The sequence below is a fragment of the Sulfitobacter rhodophyticola genome (genome assembly GCF_041281685.2).
In the GTDB taxonomy this organism is placed as follows: Bacteria; Pseudomonadota; Alphaproteobacteria; order Rhodobacterales; family Rhodobacteraceae; genus Sulfitobacter.
Map to the genome: position 1 here is coordinate 134,600 of NZ_CP166251.2, position 14,631 is coordinate 149,230.

Sequence of the window (14,631 nt, forward strand, 5' to 3'; positions counted from 1 at the left end):
GGTCACAGAACGTCTGCGCAACTTCGAACCGCGCCTCATTCAGATCGCGGGTGTACAGCACAGGGTGTTGTGAAAGTCATGTTTGATGTTGCAGTGACATCATCGCGGCGTAAAGATAAGAAGAACTATTTCAAGCTTGAAGGATCTGCGGCCAAAGAGGTTCATTTATCAGATAGTGCGTTTGCGGATTTCAATGCAGGATGGCGGGACGCGGTGCTTTGCGGGCGCACCCTTGCGAGAAGGATTTGAGACATGACACAGATGGAACCCGGCATCATCCGATCCCAGGAGGGGATGGACGCGATCGTCTGGAATATCCTTGGCCAGACCTATGTGCCCAAACAGCTGACCGAAGACTGCTTTTCCTGGCACGCGACCTTGCCGCCCGGCACCTTTGTGCCCCCGCACATCCACCCCGATCAGGACGAATTCCTGTATATCCTCGAAGGGCGGTTCGATTTCCTGCTGAACGGCGAAGAAAAGATTGGCGAGCCCGGCGATCTGGTAAAGCTGCCACGGGGCATTCCGCACGGGATTTTCAACAAGTCCGACCGTACCATCAAGACGCTGTTCTGGGTCACGCCTGCGCAGCGGCTTTATGATCTGTTCTGGGCGCTCAACAACATGGGGCCTGATGCGAACCCGGCGGAGGTTGTCGCGATATCTGCCGCACATGCGGTCGATTTCCTGCCCCCGCCAGAGGACGAGGATGACGCATGACCGTTCTGATCGCAGGTGCGGGCATCGGCGGGCTGACCGCCGCGCTGATGCTGCACCAGCGCGGGATACGCGCGCAGGTGGTCGAACAGGCCGCAACGGTGCGCGAAGTGGGCGTGGGCATCAACACCCTGCCCCATTCCATCGCCGAACTGGCCGACCTTGGGTTGCTGCCGCGTCTGGATGAGGTCGGCCTGCGCACGCGCGAATTGCGATACCTTACCCGCACCGGGCAGGAAGTCTGGCGGGAGCTGCGCGGGATGCATGCGGGCCACGAGCATCCGCAGTTTTCGATCCACCGCGGGCGGCTGCAAAAGGTGCTGTATGACGCGGTGATTGACCGGATGGGGCCGGAGGCCGTGCTGACCGGCCTGCGGTTGTCCGGTTTCGTGCAGGACGAAGGCGGCGTAACCGCGCATTTCACCGACGCACGGGACGGCTGCGCCTCAAGCACCCTGCGCGGCGAGGTGCTGATCTGCGCGGATGGCATTCACAGCGTCGGTCGCAGGCAATTCTACCCTGACGAAGGCCCGCCCAGCTGGCCCGGTGTCGTGATGTGGCGCGGGGCGACCGAATGGCCGGTTTGGGAAGACGGACAGACGATGGCCATTGCCGGCGGCCTGGGCGGCAAACTGGTGCTTTATCCCATCGCACCCGCAAAGGACAGCACGCAGTTGATGAACTGGGTCGTCAACATCCGCATGGCCGATCCCAGTGTACAGCCCCCGCCGCCCGAAAGCTGGTCGAAGACCGCGCCGCTGGCGCGGGTGCTGCCCTATGCCAAGCGGTTTCACGTGCCGGGCATGGATCTGGAAGCTTTGGTGCGTGCCAGCGGCGCGATTTACGAATACCCCATGGCGGACCGGGATCCTCTGCCCCGCTGGACCCATGGCCGGGTGACCTTGGTGGGCGACGCGGCGCATCCGATGTACCCCGTCGGGTCCAACGGATCGGCACAGGCGATCCTTGATGCGCGTTGTCTGGCGGACCTGCTGGCGCGGTGCGAACACCCGCGCGAGGCGCTTTACCGCTATGAACTGGAACGGCTGCCGAAAACTGCCGAAGTGGTGCGCACCAACCGCATCGGCGGACCCGAGCGGGTGATCGACGAGGTGGAAAAACGCAGCCCCGCCGGTTTTGACGACGTCGATAAAGTGTTGAGCTTTACCGAGCGGGAGGCCATCGTAAAGGGCTATGCGAAGATGGCCGGATTTGCAGCGAAGAAGACCAAAGGGAACGTAAAGCACTGACAAAAGGTGCCAAACAAGAGAGTATGGACCGGAACGGCGATATTGACGGCCGGTCCAACAGACCCCGAAACGGGGGCCATAAAAAGGGAGACATTGGAATGAAGAAGAACATCAGACATATCACGACCGGGCTTGCGCTGGGTGCTGTGATGGGCACCGCGGCCCTGGCCGAGGACATCAAGATCGGGATGGTGGTCACGCTGTCCGGTCCGCCTGCGGCACTGGGTCAGCAGATCGTTGACGGGTTCCAACTGGGGCTGGACGAAAAAGGCGGGATGCTGGGCGGCCAGAAGGTTGAGCTGATCATCGAGGACGATGAGCTCAAGCCCGATGTGGCGCTTTTGAAGGCGACATCGCTGGTGGAGAAGGACGCGGTCGATTTTGTCGTCGGCACGGTGTTTTCCAACATGCTGCAAGCCATCTTCAAGCCGATTGTGCAGTCGGAGACGTTCCTGATCAGCCCCAATGCGGGGCCGTCCACCTTTGCGGGGAAGAACTGCAACCCGTACTTCTTCGTCACGTCCTATCAGAACAACCAGAACGCCGAAGTCAGTGGCATGATTGCGAGCCAGGAAGGGTTCCAGAACGTCTTTGCGATGGTGCCTAACTATCAGGCCGGGCGCGACAACATGGAAGGTTTCAAGCAGACCTTCGAAGGCACGGTGACGGACGAGGTATTCACGCCGCTGGGGCATCAGGACTTCTCGGCCGAGTTGGCGCGGATTTCGACGTCTGACGCGGATGCGATCTTTACCTTCATGCCAGGTGGCATGGGCGTGCGGCTGGTCAACCAGTTCGCCAACGCAGGCCTGTCGGACAGCATGAAGTTCATGTCCGTCTTCACCACCGATGAAACCACCCTGCCCGGCCAGAAGGACGCCGCCGTGGGGTTTCTTGCCGCCGGATCATGGGCACCGGACCTGCCCAATGACGCCAATGCCGCCTTTGTCAGCGCATTCGAGGGGAAATACGGCTATATCCCCGGCTCCTACGCGATGCAGGCCTATGACACCGTCAACCTGCTGGACAGCGCCATCGGCAAGACCGGTGGTGATCTGAGCGACAAGGACGCTGTGCGCGCCGCCATCAAGGAGGCGGATTTCACCTCCCTGCGGGGGGATTTCGCGTTCAACAACAACCACTACCCGGTGCAGGACTTCCACATGCTGAACGTGGTCAAGCGCGATGACGGCAAGTTCCACACGTCTTTCGTGCGCACGGTTGCCGAAGACTATGCCGACAGCTTCCATCAAGACTGCAAGATGTAAGCCTAACCGGGCCTGCGCCAGCGCGGTGCAGGCCCGCCTTTCTGTCCAGAGGCGCCTTTCCCGATGTCGATGACCCTTTTCCTGATCCTGTGCCTGAACGGGATACAGTACGGCATGTTGTTGTTCCTGATTGCTGCCGGGCTGACGCTGGTTTTCGGGGTGATGGGGTTCATCAACCTTGCCCACGGCGTGCAATACATGGTGGGCGCCTATCTGGTCTTCGCCTACACGCAACTGACGGGCAGTTTCGCGCTTGCGGTCTTCTTGTCGCTGGGCACCGCACTGGTCTTCGGGCTGTTGCTGGAATTCTTCGTCTTTCGCCATCTTTATACCCGGAGCCATCTGGATCAGGTGCTTGCGACCTTCGGGATCATCATCTTCCTCAATGAATTGGCCAAGGTGCTTTTTGGCCCCACCACGCTGTCCATCGCCCCGCCGGAATTCCTGTCCGGTTCCATCCAGTTGACGGAAACACTGCGCTATCCGGTGTACCGCTTTGTCACCATTGTCGCGGGGCTTGCGGTGGCCGTCGCGCTGTTCCTGACGGTCAGCTACACGCGCATCGGCATGTTGATCCGCGCCGGTGCCACGACACCTGAAATGGTCTCGGCGCTGGGGGTGAATATCCAGCAGTTGTTCATGGTGGTCTTTGGCGTCGGTGCGATGCTGGCCGGGTTTGCCGGAGTGATCGCAGCACCCATCTTCGCCATTGAGCCGGGGATGGGCGACAACATCCTGATCGTGGCGTTCGTGGTGATCATCATCGGTGGGATCGGATCCATCGGGGGCGCGTTTGTGGCGGCCCTGCTGGTCGGCCTGATCGACACGCTGGGGCGCAGCCTTGCCACCGAAATCCTGTCGACCGTTTTCAACCCATCGTTTGCCAATCAGATCGGGCCAGCGCTGGCCTCCATGCTGATCTACATTCTGATGGCGGCGATCCTGGTGTTCCGGCCCAAGGGACTGTTGCCCGCCAAGGGGGTGCAGTAATGGACCGCGGTTTGATCCTGGGCGGGGTGATCTTTGGCCTGCTGCTGGCCATGCCGTTCGTGTTGCCGCTGATGGGGGCCGGATACCTGACGGGACTGATCATCAAGGCGATGCTGCTGGCCATCGCGGCCATTTCGCTGGACCTGCTGATCGGGCATGGCGGCATGGTCAGTCTGGGGCATGCGGCCTTCGTTGGCGTGGGGGCCTATGCGGCCGCGATCGGGCTGGAGAACGGGATCGAGAATATTCTTGTGCTGCTGGCACTGACGCTGGCGGTGACGGGTCTGGTCGCCCTGATCACCGGCAGCCTCGCCCTGCGGACCAGCGGGGTCTATTTCCTGATGATCACGCTGGCCTTCGGGCAGATGATCTATTTCACGCTCACGTCGCTGGCGGCTTACGGCGGCGATGACGGGCTGACACTGTGGTCGCTGGCCACGCTGTTTGGCAGCGATGTCGTGCAGAACGGCGGCGGGCTTTATTTCGTCGTGCTTGGCTTGTTGCTGGCGGCCTGGTGGGGTGTCTTCCGCATCAGTCGTTCGCGCTTTGGCCGGGTGCTGCGCGCGGCGCGCGACAATCCGGAGCGGGCGGAGGTGATGGGGTATTCCGTTTCGCGATACCGGCTGATTGCCTATGTGATCGCGGCGATGATCGCGGGGGTGTCGGGGCTTTTCGTCATGCAGCACGCCGAATTCGTGAGCCCCGCGCTGGCGGCATGGCAGCGGTCGGGTGATCTGATCGTGGTGGTGGTGCTGGGGGGCCTGGGCAGCCGCAACGGCGCCATCCTTGGCGCGTTCTTCATTGTCATCGTCGAAGAGGTGCTGGGGTCCTTCATCCATGAATGGCGGCTGATCTATGGTCCGCTGCTGGTGGTGATGGTGCTGTTCGCCAAGGGCGGGTTGAGCGATCTTCTGATCCCCCGGGCCGCGGGGGGGCGAGCATCGTGAGCATGCTCGACATCCACAACCTGAGCAAAAACTTTGGCGCGCTGAAGGTTTCTCAGGATATTTCCATCAGTGTTGAGGCCGGCCAGTGCCATGCGCTGATCGGGCCGAATGGCGCGGGCAAGACCACGCTTATCCACCAGATTTCGGGGGTTCTGCGTCCTGATACGGGGCGGATCGCGCTGGATGGGCACGACATATCGCATCTGTCGGTGTCGGCCCGCGTGCAGGCAGGGTTAAGCCGCACGTTCCAGATCACTTCCGTCCTACCCAGCTTTTCGGTGTTGGAGAATACCGCCATTGCAGCACAGGCGAAATCCGGCACCAGCATGCACTTTTTCAAGGATGCGTCCCGCGAAAAGAGGCTGAACGAAACCGCACAGGACACGCTGGCCCGCGTCGGCCTTGCGGACCGCGCCCATGTGCAGGCGGCGGAACTGTCGCATGGTGAATTGCGTCTGCTGGAGATTGCCATCGCGCTGGCGGCGAAGCCGAAATTCCTGCTGCTGGATGAACCCATGGCCGGGCTGGGCCGGTCGGAAAGTGCCGCTTTGGTCACGCTTCTGGCGGACCTGCGCCGAAGCTTGCCCATGCTGCTGGTCGAACACGATATGGACGCGATCTTTCAATTGGCCGACGTCGTCTATGTGCTGGTCGATGGCCGGATCGTGGCGCAGGGCAGCCCGGACGAGGTGCGCGCGGACCCTGCCGCCCGTGCGGCTTATCTGGGGGACAGCATCGGATGACCGCGCTGATCAGTATTCAGGATCTGCATGCAGGGTACGGTAACACCGAAGTGCTTTTCGGTATTGATCTAGACATTACCGCGGGCCAGGTCAGCACGCTGATGGGCCGCAACGGCATGGGCAAGACGACAACGATCCGCTGCATCATGGGGCTGCTGAAACCCGACGCGGGGACGATCACCATCGCGGATCAGGACATGACGGGCGCGCCGCCCTACCGGGTGGCACAGGCCGGTGTCGGGCTGGTGCCGGAGGGTCGGCGCATCTTTCCCTCCCTCAGCGTCAGCGAGAACCTGCGCGCCACCGCGCGCCCTGCCCCCGATGGCTGGACCGAAGAGCGCATCTATGACGCCTTTCCCCGCCTTGGCGAACGCAGGCGCAACTATGGTTTTCAACTGTCGGGAGGCGAACAGCAGATGCTGGCCATCGGGCGCGCGCTGATGACCAATCCCACGCTGCTGATCCTTGATGAGGCGACCGAAGGGCTGGCCCCGCTGATCCGGGAGGAAATCTGGACCACCTTGGGGCGGCTCAAGCAGGAAGGTCTGTCGATCCTGCTGATCGACAAGAACCTTGAGGAACTCGCACGCATTTCAGATCGGTACTTCGTCATCGAAAAGGGCGAGATCGTGTGGAAAGGCAGTGCGGCGGACTTTGACGCGCAGCGCGCCCACGTGGAGCAGTTTCTGCACCTCTAGCGCGGTTTCCCGCCCTCTTGGCGCTTAGCCCCGATCAACATGCAGGCTTCGTTGCCCGTGCGGTGATGTTGCGCCCCTGCGGCATTGCCTGAATTGATCCGCATCAATGACAGGCGGGCGGATTGTGACAGGATCGGGCCAGTGCCAAACGGAAACCGACAGATGACGCACATCTTACCTGCCCTTGGGCCCCGCCCTGCGCCCCGCGAAAAGGCGTGGAGCATAATGGCGTGCCCCCGAGAAGGAGGACGCGCATGACACGCAAGAAACCCGTGCAATCCCCGCTTCCCCAAGGTCTGCCGCCCGACCGCCTGCGGCCCGAATGCGATCCGGCGACGCTTGGGTTTGAGACAACCGCATCGCTGAAAAAAGGCTCCGGCCTGATCGGGCAGGACCGCGCCATCGACGCCATCAAACTGTCCGCTGAAATCGGCCACGAGGGTTTCAACCTGTACGTTCTGGGGCGCGAGGGGACCGGTCGGCATGCAGCGGTCGCCAAATTGCTGGCCGACGCGGCAGCAACCCGGCCGATGCCGTGTGACTGGGTTTATGTGAACAACTTCGATGCCCCCCACAAACCCAATGCGATGAAGCTTCCCCCCGGTGCCGCAACGGATCTGAAATCCGCGATGCAGCGTCTTGTCGATGATCTGGCCGTCGAGATACCTGCGCTGTTCGAATCCGAGGAATACCAGACCCAGCGCCGGGCCATCGAGGAAGAGATCGGTCAGAAGCACGAAGTGCCCATCGCCGAATTCGCAGAACGCGCCAAAGCTGAAGGCGTGGCGCTTTTGCGCACGCCGATGGGGTTCATGCTGGCCGCAATCGTAGATGGCAAACCCATCAAGCCGGAGGTCTACGAGGCGCTTTCGACCGAAGAACGGGAAGAGATCGACGCAAAGATCGAGGTCTTGCAGGAGCATCTTGCGCGGGTCCTGAAAAGCGGGCCGCAACTGGAAAAGGAGCATCGGCAGCAGATCGAAGCGCTGCATGCGGAAATGGCGGAACGTGCGGTCACGCTCAGGGTGCGGGAGGTCGAGGCAGATTTCGCGGGCAACGCGGATGTCGAGCGGTATCTGGAAAGGGTCCGCACCGACATGATCTCCAACGCGGAGCTTTTCCTTCTGTCCAGGGATGGATCGCAAAACGGCCCCTTCCCGGAAGTCATTCGCAAGCACCATCAGGAGCAGCAGTTCCACCGATATGCGGTCAATGTGATGGTGTCGCACAAGGCCGGACCGGCAAAGGCGCCGATCGTTCGGGAAGACCTGCCGTCGCTGCCCCATCTGACCGGGCGGATCGAGCATATTTCCGAAATGGGCACGCTGGCCACCAACTTTACGCTGATCAAGCCCGGTGCGCTGCACCGCGCGAATGGCGGCTATCTGGTGCTGGATGCGCACCGCGTGTTGACCGAACCCTATGCGTGGGACGCGCTGAAACGCTGTCTGGAAAGCCAGTCGATTTCCATCGCGTCATTGACGGAACGGCTTGGGATGTCGTCCACCGTGACGCTGGAACCTGACCCCATTCCGCTGGCAGCCCGCGTGGTGCTGGTCGGCGACAGGCGGCTGCACATGTTGTTGCAACTGCTGGACCCGGAGTTCAGCAAGCTGTTCAAGATACAGGCGGATTTCGAGGATGACCTGCCCCGCACGGCCAAAAACACGCGCGCCATGTCGCGGGTGGTTGCGGGTTATGTCGCAAGGGAAAACCTCAGGCATATGGCGGCCCCAGCGGTTGCGGCACTGCTGGATCATGCGGTTCGGCTGGCGGACGACGCCAAGAAACTGACCCTGCAGATCGGTGCGTTGACGGATGTGATCCGGGAGGCGGATTATTACGCAGCACAGGACAAAAGGGAATTAATCAGCGACCGCGATATCGTCCTTGCCGTGGATTGCGCCGAAAAACGGGTGTCCCGCATCAAGGAACGCATGCACGAAGCGGTGATGCGCAAGACCATCCTGATCGATACCGCAGGCGAAGCGGTGGGTCAGGTCAATGGTCTGTCCGTGATCGGCATCGGCAATCATCGCTTTGGTCGCCCATCGCGCATTACCGCACGTGTGCGCATGGGCGCTGGCAAGCTCATCGATATCGAGCGGGAGGTGGAATTGGGCGGGCCGCTGCATTCCAAGGGGGTGCTGATCCTTGGCAGCTATCTGACATCGCACTACGCGCTTGATGTCCCGATATCGCTGCATGCCAGCCTTGTGTTCGAACAAAGCTATGGCGGTGTGGACGGGGACAGCGCGTCTTCCGCCGAACTCTATGCCTTGCTGTCGTCGCTGTCGGGCGTGCCGATCCGGCAGGGGTTTGCCGTGACCGGTTCGGTCAACCAGAACGGGGAAGTGCAGGCCATTGGCGGGGTGAACGAAAAGATCGAAGGCTTTTTCGAGATCTGCAAGGCGCGCGGTCTGACCGGGGAACAGGGTGTGCTGATCCCGGCATCGAACGTCGATCATCTGATGGTGCACCGGGACGTCGTTGCCGCAGCAAAGGACGGTACGTTCCGCATTATTCCGATCAAGACCATCGATGAAGGGATAGAAGCACTGACCGGGGTCAAGGCAGGCCGTCGGGGCCGTGGCGGCGCATTTGCAGCGCAAAGCGTCAACGCGCGGGTCGAAGCGCAGTTGCGCGCCTTTGCGGAATCGCGGCGCAGTTTCGGTGCGCGAAATGGCAAGACGACTGAAGCGGAGGGATCCTGATGGAAACCCCGAAACGTCCGGGATTGCGCATTCTTGTAGGGGCGGGTTGTTTCGCCGATGCGGCAGCGGCGCTGCGGCTTGTCGGGCGGTTGCCCGAAGCCTTTCGCGCCGCGTTGGGTGGCGTTCTGGTGGAGGAAGCCGACACCCTTGCCGCCTGCCAGATCCCAGATCAGCGCGTGGTTCTAGACAGCGGGGCTACGATGCGCGCCCCGAGCCTTGCCCAGGTGCGCGCCCTGTTCAAGGCGGATGCACGGGCCTTCCGTCAGTCACTGGCGCAAGCTGCCAACCCAACCGGGGCCGACTGGATCTTTGCCGAGGACAAGGGAGAGCTGGTCGGCACCTCTCTGCGTGCGGCGCATGGCTGGGACATCCTTGTAATCGGGTATCGGCAAGTGCACCGCATCCCCGGCAAAGTCGTCCTTCTGGAGGCGGATAGCCCGTCGACTGACACCATGGATGAAGCCGCCAAACGCTTGTCTCAGCAGCTTGGCGCACGGTGCACGCGGTTTTCCGTGGGCCCCTTGCAAGAGCACCCCAAACCGGACCGCGCCTTTGAACACCGTCGGTTCCAGTCCCTTGATGCCGCCTTGCGCGCGCTGGCCCGCACCAACGCGCAGGCCGTGATCCTTGATCTGGTCCATGGACCGATCCGAAACCCCGGCGATCTTGCGCATCTTCTTGAAGCCTCGCGATGTCCGCTGATCGTCTTCGGCCCATCCGACCTGAGCGTGATGCTGGAACACAATACGGAATTTCCGACCCCTGCCCGACCCGATGGTGATCCAATTGACCCATGACATCACCAGCGGCACAGAGCCTACGGGTGCCGCTCCTCCCACGCTGAATCGCGCGATCACGCTGCCGCTTTTGGTTTTCTATGGCCTTGGGGTGACGATTGGTGCGGGGATCTATGTTTTGGTCGGGGCCACCGCCGCGCAGGCCGGTATCTATGCCCCGTCCTCCTTCCTGCTGGCAGCGGTGGTGATGCTGTTCAGCGCGGGCAGTTTCAGCGAATTGTCCGGCCGGTATCCGCAGAGCGCCGGAGAGGCAGCCTATGTCGAAGCGGCATTCGGGCGTCCGGCCCTGACCCGTCTGACCGGTGGCCTGCTGATCCTTGCCGCGACCGTGTCGGCGTCGGCCATCGCGGTGGGATGCGCAGGGTATGTGGCCACGCTGATTGACCTGCCGCTTTGGTCGATCATCACCCTGATCGTGCTGGTGACAGGGCTGATTGCAGCTTGGGGGATCGTTGAATCCGTGCGCTTTGCTGCTGTCTTCACCCTGATCGAGGTTCTTGGACTGGTGTTGGTGGTCTGGGCCGGGTTCTGGCACCAGCCTGAGCTTTTCAGCGCACTGCCCAGCGTTATTCCACCCCTTACCGACACGTCCGCCCTTGTTGCCGTGTCCCTGACCAGCCTTGTGGCGTTTTTCGCCTTCGTCGGGTTCGACGGCATGGTCAACGTGATAGAGGAGACGGAAAATCCCGCCCGGAACATGCCCCTGGGCATCTTCATCACGCTGTTCATCGCCACTTTGCTTTACTTTCTGGTGGCTGCTGTCGCCGTCCTTGCCCTGCCGCTGGATGAGTTGGGCAGATCGACCGCCCCCGTCAGCCTGCTGTTTGAAAGACTTACGGGCATGTCCCCCCTGACGATCACGCTGATTGCCATCGGGGCGACCCTGAACGGGGTGGTGATACAGACCATCCTTGCCTCCCGGATCATCTATGGCATGGCGAACACAGGGCGGCTTCCCAAGGGGCTTGCGCGACTGAATGCGCAGACCCGGACGCCCCTTCTTGCGACGTGCCTTGTCATCGGTTTCAACCTGCTTTTCGCCCTCTATTTCCCCATCGGCATCCTGGCGGAGCGGACATCGCAGGTTGTGCTGGTGGTCTTCGTGCTGATCAATCTGGCGCTTTTGCGGATCAAGGCGCGGGGGGATCCAGCGCCCGACGGGATTTTTGTGGCCCCCGCAATCGTGCCGCTTTTGGGGTTTCTGACGTGCCTCTTGATGCTTGTCGGGCCCTATCTGGTGACGCGATGAGCCGTCTGAAAGGAGTACAAATGATAGGTAAGGCCCTGTGTATACTGGTGCTGTTCATCGTGACCTTCATCAGCGGTCTGACGCCAGCCGCCGCTGATTTTCAATCGCAGTTGGATCGTGCAGGGATCCCTTATCAGGTGCCGCCCGTCGGCAAGGCGATTTTGGTGAACATCCCCGCCTACCAGTTGATCGCGTTTGAGGACGGCGCACCGGTGCTGCGCAGCCGGGTCATCGTCGGCGCCCCGTGGCACCGCACGCCGCGTCTGCAGACCCATGTCTCCGCCGTGCGGTTTCGGCCCACCTGGCGGCCCACCCCGTCGATGATTGCCAGCGGCGAATACACCGACAGGGTCAGGCCGCCGGGGGAAAACAATCCGCTGGGGCTGGCGGCGGTGCGGCTGGCGCCGGGCATGCTGGTCTATCTGCATGACACCAACCGACGGGCGCTTTTCGCGCAGGAAGATCGCGCGCTTTCGCACGGCTGTGTGCGGGTGGAACATTGGGATTGGCTGGTTTCGTTCGTGCTGGACATGCCCATCACGCAGGTGCACGCACTGGCCAACGGCAGGCGCACCTTCGACGCCCCCGCCCCGCCCATTCCGGTGGAGCTGGGGTATTACACGCGGTTTCCCGATCAGAACGGGCGGATCGTCACCTACCCCGATATCTACGGATTGCGTCCCGCATCCAACCTGCCGGTGGTTGAGGAGGAGGATCGGATCGCCCTTGCCTGCACGCCGCCCCAGCAAGGAGGGTGATCCGGGCGGTCCTTGTCATTCCTTGCGGGATTGATAGTACCGCGCGCAAGCCGCTTCGTGTCCCCGGATCACCCGTTTGCCCGCCAGCGCGCCACGGTGTTCGGTCACCACGGTGCAGCGGTGGGCCCCTTCGCGATCCATTTCATACGTGATGACAACCCAGTCGCGGTCGCGGTGCAACCGATGCGCGCGGGGTGAGTTGGAAAAAAGCGCGGTGAAATGCCAATCGCCTCTTTCGGTATGCAAGACAGGCAGCCGCGCGGACCTGTCCACGTTGAACCGGCGCGGTGTGATCTTCGGTAATGTCCCGGCCTCCGCATCCCTGCGGTATTGGCGGTCAACATCCAGCGTTTCGGCAATCGGCGGGTCCGGCAAGGTCTGCACATGGCTTTGTGGCCTGTGCCGTTTGAGCAATTCGGCCAAGGCGTATTGAACACCCCTGACCCGGCGCGGGCCGAAACCCGGCAGCGCGTCCAGCCGACCGTCATGGGCCGCCACCTCAAGCGCTTCGAGACTGTCGATGCCGAGGGTTTCATGGATGACCGCCGCCAGATGCGGTCCGATCTGTGGCACGGTCTGCAACAGCTTTTCGGGGTCAAGATCACCCCGCAGGGTGTCCAGCAGGCGCAGATGGCCGGTCTGCAGTATCTCGATGATGGCGGCGGCAATCGAAGTTCCGATCGTCGGCAAGGCCTCAAGGTCCTTCGCACCGTTCGACATCAGCAGATCGCGGATCGGAAACGGAAGGCTTTGGATATAGGCCGCCGCTTCGCGGTAGGCACGCACGCGAAAGGGGCCGGCCTGCTGAAGCTCCAGCAGGTCCGCGACTTCGGCAAGCTTCTCGCTCAGCAGGTCGTTTTCAGGGGTGTCGGGCACATGGGCAGGCTGCATCCGCATCTCCGTCACGTTGGGCAGAACCACGGTAGGCCATCTGCACACCGGTGATTTTGACATTCCTCAATGCAGCCATCCCTTCACTGCGTATCATTTGAGCAGAAAGTTATGATTTTCCCGCATAGCGCGAAGAAAGGGCAGATTTCAGCGGATGAGCACGCGAGAATGTAAAATTGGTCCCAAAACGGCCCAAGCTGTTGTAAAAAGGCGGGACGATGTTGGCTGTGACCGCTGCCAAACCTCCCAAGGCCAAAGTCAACACGGCAAGAATTGCGGCTGCCCGGGCACCGTCGGGACATAACCCGTTGCGCGGTGTCTGCAGCCCACAAGGAATGGAGGATCGTATGTGGCAAACCGTGCTCGACCGGATGCTGCGTGTCATGCTGCAGTCTGGAACAATCATCGTGGTGATGCCGGATGGCGTCAGCCACAGCTACGGGGACAAGACGGGCGCGCCGATCACCGTGCGTCTGGAGGACACCGCCACCGTCCGGCAATTGGTGCTGAACCCTGAACTGGCGCTCGGCGAAAGCTACATGAACGGCACCCTGACCATTGACGGTGATCAATTGCAGGACCTTCTGGCCGTGATCGTGCGAAACCAACGCAATGCGGGTCGCATCCCCTGGCGGCAACCGATCGTTAAATTCCGTGATCACCTCAGGCGGTTCACGCAGGACAACATCGTGTCCCGCGCGCGGCAGAACGTGGCCCATCACTATGATCTGTCGGGCAAGCTTTATGACCTGTTTCTGGACGACGACCGCCAGTACTCCTGCGGATATTTCCTGAGCCCGGACGATCCGCTGGAGGTGGCACAGGCCCAAAAGAAGGAACACATCGCCCGCAAACTGATGATCCGGCCCGGCATGCGGGTGCTTGATATCGGATGCGGCTGGGGCGGCATGGCGCTGACGCTTGCGCGCGATCATGGCGCCAAGGTGCTTGGCGTGACCCTGTCAGAGGAACAGCACGCCGAAGCGACACGGCGCGCCAAGCAGGCAGGTTTGGCAGATCAGGTGGAATTCCGGCTGTGCGATTACCGCGAAGTTGACGGTATCTTTGACAGGATCGTGTCCGTGGGCATGTTCGAACATGTCGGCCTGCCCCATTTTGACACCTATTTCCGTACGCTGAGCGACCGGCTTGCGCCGGACGGTATTGCGCTGCTGCATACCATCGGCTGGGCCGGGCCGCCGCATGCCACCAATCCGTGGCTGGCAAAGTACATCTTTCCGGGCGGCTATATCCCGACGCTGTCGGAAATCTCCAAGGCGGTCGAACATGCGCTGCTGTGGCCCGCCGATGTGGAATGCTGGCGGCTGCACTATGCCTATACGCTGCGGCATTGGTATGACCGTTTCGGCGATAATGAAGATGAGGTGCAGGCGCTTTACGATGCGCGGTTTGTGCGCATGTGGCGGTTCTATCTGGCCGCGTGCGAACAGACGTTCCGGCAAGGGCGGCAGGCCGTTTTCCAACTGCAACTGTCGCGCAGCATAGATGCCGTGCCGTTGACGCGGGATTATCTTTATCAGTCGCCCCTTGGCGTGCGGCTGAGCGGGGCTGCGGAATAAGGACCGCGCGCGCCCGAACTGCCCCCGTG

14 protein-coding genes are annotated in these 14,631 nt (G+C 61.7%); 13 read left to right on the top strand and 1 reads right to left on the bottom strand.

What is annotated here, in order from left to right; genetic code table 11:
- Nucleotides 1–78 precede the first annotated feature (78 nt).
- The 12 genes from AB4X18_RS01695 to AB4X18_RS01750 all read left to right on the top strand — a co-directional run bounded on the left by AB4X18_RS01695 (nt 79) and on the right by AB4X18_RS01750 (nt 12,131).
- Nucleotides 79–249 (top strand): hypothetical protein, encoded by a 171-nt coding sequence (locus tag AB4X18_RS01695; protein ID WP_370401970.1) that lies wholly within the window; start codon nt 79–81, stop codon nt 247–249.
- A 3-nt stretch (nt 250–252) separates the two neighbouring features.
- Nucleotides 253–720, top strand: coding sequence for a cupin domain-containing protein (locus AB4X18_RS01700; RefSeq protein ID WP_370401971.1), 468 nt, complete (start codon nt 253–255; stop codon nt 718–720).
- The gene (locus tag AB4X18_RS01705) at nt 717–1,967 is read left to right on the top strand and encodes a flavin-dependent oxidoreductase (protein WP_432817020.1); all 1,251 of its coding nucleotides are present in this window, start codon (nt 717–719) and stop codon (nt 1,965–1,967) included. The genes AB4X18_RS01700 and AB4X18_RS01705 overlap by 4 nt, the downstream gene beginning before the upstream one ends.
- Nucleotides 1,968–2,065: 98 nt before the next feature.
- Complete coding sequence (locus AB4X18_RS01710) at nt 2,066–3,235, top strand: ABC transporter substrate-binding protein (protein WP_370401973.1); 1,170 nt, start codon at nt 2,066–2,068, stop codon at nt 3,233–3,235.
- Nucleotides 3,236–3,298: 63 nt separating this feature from the next.
- Nucleotides 3,299–4,225, top strand: coding sequence for a branched-chain amino acid ABC transporter permease (locus tag AB4X18_RS01715; RefSeq protein ID WP_370401974.1), 927 nt, complete (start codon nt 3,299–3,301; stop codon nt 4,223–4,225).
- Nucleotides 4,225–5,172 carry a branched-chain amino acid ABC transporter permease gene (locus tag AB4X18_RS01720; RefSeq protein WP_432817021.1) on the top strand — a complete coding sequence of 316 codons (948 nt, stop codon included), beginning with the start codon at nt 4,225–4,227 and terminating at the stop codon, nt 5,170–5,172. Before AB4X18_RS01715 ends, AB4X18_RS01720 begins: the two co-directional genes overlap by 1 nt.
- A gap of 2 nt (nt 5,173–5,174) precedes the next feature.
- The gene (locus tag AB4X18_RS01725; RefSeq protein ID WP_432817401.1) at nt 5,175–5,915 is read left to right on the top strand and encodes an ABC transporter ATP-binding protein; all 741 of its coding nucleotides are present in this window, start codon (nt 5,175–5,177) and stop codon (nt 5,913–5,915) included.
- Nucleotides 5,912–6,613 carry an ABC transporter ATP-binding protein gene (locus tag AB4X18_RS01730; protein ID WP_370401977.1) on the top strand — a complete coding sequence of 234 codons (702 nt, stop codon included), beginning with the start codon at nt 5,912–5,914 and terminating at the stop codon, nt 6,611–6,613. The genes AB4X18_RS01725 and AB4X18_RS01730 overlap by 4 nt, the downstream gene beginning before the upstream one ends.
- A gap of 254 nt (nt 6,614–6,867) precedes the next feature.
- Nucleotides 6,868–9,327 carry an AAA family ATPase gene (locus tag AB4X18_RS01735; protein ID WP_432817022.1) on the top strand — a complete coding sequence of 820 codons (2,460 nt, stop codon included), beginning with the start codon at nt 6,868–6,870 and terminating at the stop codon, nt 9,325–9,327.
- Nucleotides 9,327–10,124 (top strand): hypothetical protein, encoded by a 798-nt coding sequence (locus tag AB4X18_RS01740; RefSeq protein WP_370401981.1) that lies wholly within the window; start codon nt 9,327–9,329, stop codon nt 10,122–10,124. The genes AB4X18_RS01735 and AB4X18_RS01740 overlap by 1 nt, the downstream gene beginning before the upstream one ends.
- On the top strand, nt 10,114–11,373 hold the full coding sequence (locus AB4X18_RS01745; protein ID WP_432817023.1) for an APC family permease: 1,260 nt from the start codon (nt 10,114–10,116) through the stop codon (nt 11,371–11,373). The genes AB4X18_RS01740 and AB4X18_RS01745 overlap by 11 nt, the downstream gene beginning before the upstream one ends.
- Nucleotides 11,374–11,393: 20 nt before the next feature.
- Complete coding sequence (locus AB4X18_RS01750) at nt 11,394–12,131, top strand: L,D-transpeptidase family protein (protein WP_432817024.1); 738 nt, start codon at nt 11,394–11,396, stop codon at nt 12,129–12,131.
- A 15-nt stretch (nt 12,132–12,146) separates the two neighbouring features.
- On the opposite strand, the gene AB4X18_RS01755 is transcribed toward AB4X18_RS01750, so the two are convergent.
- Nucleotides 12,147–13,052 (bottom strand): helix-hairpin-helix domain-containing protein, encoded by a 906-nt coding sequence (locus AB4X18_RS01755; protein WP_432817025.1) that lies wholly within the window; start codon nt 13,050–13,052, stop codon nt 12,147–12,149.
- A gap of 317 nt (nt 13,053–13,369) precedes the next feature.
- Between AB4X18_RS01755 and AB4X18_RS01760 the strand changes: the two genes are divergently transcribed.
- The gene (locus tag AB4X18_RS01760) at nt 13,370–14,602 is read left to right on the top strand and encodes a class I SAM-dependent methyltransferase (RefSeq protein ID WP_370401984.1); all 1,233 of its coding nucleotides are present in this window, start codon (nt 13,370–13,372) and stop codon (nt 14,600–14,602) included.
- Nucleotides 14,603–14,631 lie beyond the last annotated feature (29 nt).

Excerpts from the sequence above, each read along its gene's own strand:
- AB4X18_RS01695 (WP_370401970.1), top strand. The coding sequence starts at position 79 with ATGTTTGATGTTGCAGTGACATCATCGCGGCGTAAAGATAAGAAGAAC.
- AB4X18_RS01700 (WP_370401971.1), top strand. The coding sequence starts at position 253 with ATGACACAGATGGAACCCGGCATCATCCGATCCCAGGAGGGGATGGAC.
- AB4X18_RS01705 (WP_432817020.1), top strand. The coding sequence starts at position 717 with ATGACCGTTCTGATCGCAGGTGCGGGCATCGGCGGGCTGACCGCCGCG.
- AB4X18_RS01710 (WP_370401973.1), top strand. The coding sequence starts at position 2,066 with ATGAAGAAGAACATCAGACATATCACGACCGGGCTTGCGCTGGGTGCT.
- AB4X18_RS01715 (WP_370401974.1), top strand. The coding sequence starts at position 3,299 with ATGTCGATGACCCTTTTCCTGATCCTGTGCCTGAACGGGATACAGTAC.
- AB4X18_RS01720 (WP_432817021.1), top strand. The coding sequence starts at position 4,225 with ATGGACCGCGGTTTGATCCTGGGCGGGGTGATCTTTGGCCTGCTGCTG.
- AB4X18_RS01725 (WP_432817401.1), top strand. The coding sequence starts at position 5,175 with ATGCTCGACATCCACAACCTGAGCAAAAACTTTGGCGCGCTGAAGGTT.
- AB4X18_RS01730 (WP_370401977.1), top strand. The coding sequence starts at position 5,912 with ATGACCGCGCTGATCAGTATTCAGGATCTGCATGCAGGGTACGGTAAC.
- AB4X18_RS01735 (WP_432817022.1), top strand. The coding sequence starts at position 6,868 with ATGACACGCAAGAAACCCGTGCAATCCCCGCTTCCCCAAGGTCTGCCG.
- AB4X18_RS01740 (WP_370401981.1), top strand. The coding sequence starts at position 9,327 with ATGGAAACCCCGAAACGTCCGGGATTGCGCATTCTTGTAGGGGCGGGT.
- AB4X18_RS01750 (WP_432817024.1), top strand. The coding sequence starts at position 11,394 with ATGATAGGTAAGGCCCTGTGTATACTGGTGCTGTTCATCGTGACCTTC.
- AB4X18_RS01760 (WP_370401984.1), top strand. The coding sequence starts at position 13,370 with ATGTGGCAAACCGTGCTCGACCGGATGCTGCGTGTCATGCTGCAGTCT.